The sequence below is a fragment of the Roseateles sp. P5_E11 genome, assembly GCF_054049355.1.
This window is the reverse complement of the sequence record NZ_JBFUMO010000365.1, coordinates 1-5983: the sequence shown is the minus strand read 5'-3', so window position 1 is coordinate 5983 and position 5983 is coordinate 1. Positions and strand designations below refer to the sequence as shown.

Here is a 5983-nt window from a genome sequence, read left to right as displayed (position 1 = left end):
GTCGTGGTCAGCCAGCCGTCGTAGTTGGACTGCGCCTATGACAACAACGTGCCCATGCTGGTCATCACCGGCCAGCCACCGATCAAGAACTTCGGCAAAGGTGCCCTGCAGGAGTCGAGCTGCACCGGCATCAACACAATGGCGATGTTCCGCCCCTGCACGCGCTACAACTCGCTGGTCTCACACGCCGAGCAACTGCCCACCAAGCTCTTCAACGCGCTGATGCAGGCGCAGCGAGCCCCCAGCGGCCCCAGTCACCTGTCCATCCCGGTGGACATCCTGCGCGAGCCTCTGCCCGACGGCATGGAGACGCCGGACTTTGCCGGCCTGCTGCGCCGCGCGCCGGCCATGGTTGACCTGCCCTCCGTGCGCCAGCTCGCGCGCCTGCTGTTCTCGGCCCGCCAGCCCGTGTGGCTGATTGGTGACGGTTGCGGCGATGCCGCCAACGAATTGATGCAGCTGGTGCAGCTGACCGACGGCAGCTTCATCACGACGCCCGACGGCAAGGGCTTCATCAACCCGCGTCACCCGCGTTTTCGCGGTGTGTTCGGCTTTGGCGGCCACGCCAGCGCGGCCGAGCTGCTGTCGAGCGAGCCCGATCTGGTCATCGCCCTGGGCACGGGCTTCGGTGAGTTCAACAGCGGGGGCTGGTCGGCCGCGCTGCTGAACAGCCGCCTCGTCCATGTGGACGACAGCGACGAGAACCTGATGCGCTCGCAGATGGCGCGGCTGCATGTGCGCGGCCACATCAAGTCGGTGTGCGAGCAGCTGATGACGCTGCTGGCCCCGTCGCAGAACGGTCCGGAAGGGCAACTGCTGCCCTTCATGCATCCGCAGGTGGCGCGCCAGGCCTACGAGGCCATGGTCGACAACCCGCAGGCCATCCACAGCGACAGCGCGCCGGTGAAGCCGCAGCGCCTGCTGGCCACCCTGAGCGAGCGTTGCCCGCCGCAGACCCGTTTCGTCGCCGACRCCGGCAACAGCGCCGCCTGGGCGGTGCACTATCTGGCGCCGCACGACCAGCGCGCCCGCATGCCGGGGGGTGCCTATCTGCCGGCCGGCAAGGAAAGGCGCTCGCGCAGCTCCAGCTGGCTGCGCGTGACGATGGACTTCGCGCCCATGGGTTGGGCCATTGGTTCGGCGGTGGGCATTGCGATGGCCAACCGGCGCTGCCCGGTCGTCTGCCTGACGGGCGACGGCAGCTATCTGATGAACGGCCAGGAGATCACGGTGGCCGCCGAGCTGGGTCTGCCTGTGCTCTATGTCGTGCTCAACGACGGCGCGCTGGGCATGGTCAAGCATGGCCAGCGCCTGGCGGGCGCGGAGCCCATCGGCTTCCAGCTGCCCAAGGTCGATTTCGCGATGATGGCCGCCGCCATGGGCATCCCGGGGCACGTGATCCGCTCGCCGCAGGACCTGGACGCGTTGGACTTCGACGCGCTGCTGTCGCGCCAGGGCCCGACGCTGCTGGACATCCGCATCGACGGCGAGGAAGTGCCGCCGATGAATCTGCGCATGAAGACGCTGGGTACGGCGCGATGACAGCGCTGCAACGAGTGCACACGCGCATCTGGCTGGAGGAGCCCGAGCCCGGCAACGCCTTCGCCACGCGCGCCGCCTACTGCCACGGTTATGACGTCTATGGCGAGATGCTGGGGCGTGCGCGTTGGGTCGAGATGCTCTTCCTGCTGTTCCGCGGTGAAGCGCCCGAGCCCGCGCAGGCTGCGTTGCTGGAAGACCTGGCACTTGCGCTGGCCAATCCGGGGCCGCGCGACCCGTCGGTGCATGCGGCGATGTGCGCCGGCACCGGTGGTTCGACCGCCGCCGCCAGCCTGATGGCCGCGCTGGCGGTGGGCGCCGGCCAGCAAGGCGGTGCGCGCGAGGTCTTCCATGCGATGCAACTCTGGCAGCGCTGCGGCACCGACCTCGCGCCGTGGACGCAGGCACTCCGCCAGACCGACGCTGGCGTGGCCAGCATCTGGCCCGAATGCGATCACCTGCCGGGCTTCGACGCGCACGCCGAGCGCATGGCGCCCCTCGCCCAGCAACTGCTGGCCCACCTGGCGCGCAATACCAGGAGCCTGCGCAGCGCCTGGCTGGCAAGCCAGCAGCCGACGCTGGAAGCCGTGGCGGGCATGCCGCTGGCAATGACGGGCGTGGCCGCCGCCGCCTTGACCGACCTGGGCTTCACGGCAGAGCAGGGCGAGATGCTCTACCTGCTGCTGCGTCTGCCCGGTGCCGCCGCGCATGCACTGGAGCAGCGCGGCATCGGCCCCAAGCAGTTCCCGTTCTTCGAGCTGGACCTGCTGAACGACCCTGCCGAACAGGTGGCCGCATGAAGCCGTTGGCAACACGCGCCGGCAAGGCCTTTGTCGGCACCCGTGCGGTCTTTCTTGGCCATGACCTGCACGAAGACCTGCGGCACGCAGACTGGGTCGAGCTCTACATGCTGTCGATCACCGGCCGGCGCTTCGACGAACCGGCGCTGAAGCTTCTGCACGCGATGTGGGTCTGCACCAGCTACCCCGATGCGCGCCTGTGGAACAACCGCGTCGCGGCGCTGGCAGGCAGTGCGCGCAGCACGCCGGCGCTGGGCATGTCGGCCGCGCTGGGCATGTCGGAGGCGACCGTCTACGGTGGTCATCCCTGCGTGCGGGCGATCGACTTTCTCATCAAGGCGCAGCGCGGCGTCAGCGCGGGTGAACCGCTGGCGGACATCGTGCAGCAGGAGCTGGCGCAGCGGCGCATCTTTGGCTACGGCCGACCCATCCACTCGACCGATGAGCGCCTGCCCTGGCTGCTGGGCATTGCCCGCGAGCTGGGGCTGGCCGGCGGACCCCATCTCGCCCTGGCACACGAGGTTGAGCGCTTGCTGGTCGCACGCGATGCGCGGCTGAAGATGAACTATGCGGCTTTCACCGCGGGACTGGCCGCGGACCTGGGCCTGTCGGTCACCGAATTCCACCACTTCCAGGTGCCGATGCTGCTGGCGGGCATGACGCCCTGCTATATCGAGGCCGCCGAGCGCCCCGCGGGCGCGCTGTTCCCGCTGTCCTGTGATCACATGGCCTATGAGGGCGCGCCCAAGAGGCGCTGGCCTGGACCTCAGAACTTGTAGCTGGCTTGAGCTGTCAGCGAGCGCCCCGCCATGGGCAGGTCGTTGGCAATGCCGGTGCTGGGCAGGCTGGGTTCGCGCACATCGGCGTTGAGGGCGTTCAGCAGCGCGAAGGACAGCTCCCAGCCCGTCTTGGCAAGTGCGGTCCTGAGGCTCAGGTCCAGCGTCGTGTAGCCGGGCAGGTTGGGGCGGGCATCGCCGTAGACGCGCACGCGGTCGCCCACGCGGTTGACCCGTCCGCTGAGGGTGGAATCACCCGCGAATGACCAGTCGAGCCGTGCATTCAGGTGGTGGTGCGGGGCATAGCCGGCGTCGGTCCGGTTCAACTCGTCGATGGAGCGCTGGTAGGCATAGTTGCCGGTGAATCGCAGATCGCGCCGCGCATCCCACACCCACTCGACCTCGGCGCCGGTGCCATGCTGCGAGCCGGCATTGCGGAAGGTCGCGCCGGGTGCGGGCGCCGGGTTGGAGGTGGTCTTGATGATGTCCCCCATGGCATAGCGGAAGACATTGAAGTTCAGCTGCAGCTCCCGGCTGGCATGCCACTGCAGCGCGGCTTCGACCGTGCGCATGGTCTCGGGCCGGATGGCCGCATTGCCGCTGGCCACCGGGTTGACGCCGTATTGCTCGTTGAACGACGGCGCCCGGAACGCGCTGCCGTAGAGCAGCTTGGCGGTGAGGTCCAGGCTGGCGTCCCACACCAGCGCGACGCGCGGGTTGGTGGTGCGGCCGAAATCGGAATAGCGGTCCTGCCGCACGCCGGCCGTCAATGTCCAGTCCCTGGCGAAGCTCCATTCGTCCTGGACGTAGGCKTAGTCGACACGGCGCTGGTGAGGCGCCAGGAAGGAGTCGTTCACCGGCGCCTCGATGAGCTGGCCGCCGGGTGTGGGAACCGGCACGCCGGTGAGAGGCCCCGACGTGATGACGTTGAAGTTCCTCAACTCCCGGGTGCGGTAGAGATTCAGGTCGTCGTGACCGAGACCGATGCGCCAATGATGGCCGGCCCAGCCGCTGTAGGTGAGGGCGGTGGACAGGCGCGCCTGCCGCTCCCAGGTGTTGGGTGAGCCGAACACGCCGTTCGGGAATGAGCCGCCAAAAGCCCCGGGCGGGAACAGCTGGACGGGCACGGAGAGCTTTTGCGTGTAGTGCAGATAGCTGGCGTTCACGCTCAGCCGCCACCCCGACGACAGGTCGACATCACTGAGACCCGTATCGAGTTCGGCGCGTTGCGATCCCATTCGCCCCACGGGATCGAGGGCGCCGGCGATGCCCGCGCCTGTGCCCACGTCGCGGCGGTCCTTGTAGCCGGCGTGCAGCCGCCACTTGCCGTAACCCAGCTCCAGGCCGCCATCGACGGCGTGATAGCCCGTGCTGACGGGGCCCGGCGCCAGGCTGGCGTGGGTGCCGAACACGGCGTCCAGGCCGGTCTGGGCGTCCGACTCGACGATGCGCCTGAAACCATCGCTGCGCCCGACGCGCAGGAAGGCGGCCAGGTCAAGGGCGCCCAGCTTGCCGCCATGCTGCAGCCAGGCGTCCCGGGCGCTGAAGGAGCCGGCGTGCAGGCCCAGCTCGGTGCCTTGGATGTCCTGTGCGCTCTTGGTGATGATGTTGATGACGCCCGAATAGGCGTCGGCGCCATACAGCGCCGAGCCTGGGCCGCGGATGATCTCGATGCGCGCGATGTTCTGCAGCGGCAGGCCGCCCCAGATGACGCCACGGCTGCCGACATACAGCGTGGTCATGGGCACGCCGTTCTGCAGCATCAGCACCTGCGGATTGAAATCGCTGGCCACGCCGCGGATCAGGTACTGCGGCGAATAGGCCCCGGTGCTGCGGCTCACGTGCAGGCCCGGCACGGTCTCCAGCACCTCGTCCAGGTCGGCGGCGCCCATGACGGCAATGTCCTGGGCCGTGATGACGGTCGCCACGGCAGGCGCGCGGCGCAGGGTCTGGGCCGTACCGGTGGCGATGCTGATGGTGGTCTTGTCGCCGTAGACCTGGGCCAGTTCTTCCTCTTCGCTGGGCCCCTGTGCGAGGGCAGGTGACGACGCGGCCGTCAGGCAGACGCCGCCGAGGATCACCAAGCCAAAGAAAGGTCTCATTGCCAGCGTCTCCGAGGTGGAGGGTGAATGGGCGCGTATTGTGCTGTTACCCAGGGGCGGTCCGGCTAGTCGCGTCAGAGACTGTGGCGCGATCGTGAACTCCTCCCGGAGCGGAGCGCATGAGGCCTGTGGCCGTCTGCATAATGCCCCACCTTGCGCCCGGCGTCGGAACGCTCAGAGCCCCATTGATTGCCTCCGGTTGCCTATCGAAAGCCTCTTGCCATGCGCCGTTGCGACGGGCTTTCGGCGTCGTTGCGGTGGCGTTTGCCGCTGTGCATCCGCCTCGGCATCTGCAGCCTGTTCATGCCTGAACCGCTGCTGCGCAACGGCATGTCGAGGACGACGCTGTTCCTCGGCGCGCGCCGCTGTTCCGGCTCTGTACCGCCAAGGCGTCCGGGCCTTTGCATAATGCCGCCCACCTGTCCCGACCCTGCCACACAGCGTTCTTCTTTTGACTGAGCCCGGTTGCCTTCGCCCCGCCACGCGCCGCGCCTTGTTGCAGCAGGCCCTGGGCGGTGCCGTGGTGCTGACCGGTGGTTCGGCCGCGGCGGCCGAGCTCGGGCGCTCGCTGGTGGTTGTCTATCCCGAACTCGGCGAGCCCTTTCGCCAGGTCTTCACCACCATCATCGAGGGCATCGAGGACAAGCTCGGCGGCTCSGTCACGAGCTTCGCGTTGGCCAGCAACGCCAATCCGGCGCAGGTCGCCGACGAGGTGCGCAAGCGAGAAGTCAAGGTATTGATCGGCCTGGGGCGCGGCGGCATGCGC

Annotated in this window: 4 protein-coding genes and 1 pseudogene; 4 read left to right on the top strand and 1 reads right to left on the bottom strand. The window is 68.4% G+C overall.

Translation table 11 applies throughout. From position 1 onward, the window contains the following. The first annotated feature begins 54 nt into the window (after window positions 1-54). From ACXJKR_RS21990 to ACXJKR_RS21980, 3 genes are read left to right on the top strand one after another with little or no spacing between them, the layout of a single operon-like run. A complete protein-coding gene (locus ACXJKR_RS21990) occupies window positions 55-1542 on the top strand; it encodes a thiamine pyrophosphate-binding protein (RefSeq protein ID WP_457324624.1) in 1488 nt (495 codons plus the stop codon). Next, entirely contained in the window at window positions 1539-2339 is an 801-nt protein-coding gene (locus ACXJKR_RS21985) for a citryl-CoA lyase (protein ID WP_457324623.1), read from the top strand. The genes ACXJKR_RS21990 and ACXJKR_RS21985 overlap by 4 nt, the downstream gene beginning before the upstream one ends. Further along, complete coding sequence (locus ACXJKR_RS21980; RefSeq protein ID WP_457324622.1) at window positions 2336-3118, top strand: hypothetical protein; 783 nt, start codon at window positions 2336-2338, stop codon at window positions 3116-3118. Before ACXJKR_RS21985 ends, ACXJKR_RS21980 begins: the two co-directional genes overlap by 4 nt. Here ACXJKR_RS21980 and ACXJKR_RS21975 read toward each other — a convergent pair. Continuing rightward, the gene (locus ACXJKR_RS21975) at window positions 3106-5217 is read right to left on the bottom strand and encodes a TonB-dependent receptor plug domain-containing protein (RefSeq protein WP_457324621.1); all 2112 of its coding nucleotides are present in this window, start codon (window positions 5215-5217) and stop codon (window positions 3106-3108) included. The genes ACXJKR_RS21980 and ACXJKR_RS21975 overlap by 13 nt on opposite strands. 451 nt (window positions 5218-5668) lie before the next feature. On the opposite strand from ACXJKR_RS21975, the pseudogene ACXJKR_RS21970 reads away from it, so the two are divergent. Further along, window positions 5669-5983, top strand: a pseudogene (locus tag ACXJKR_RS21970) (hypothetical protein); the annotation flags it as partial.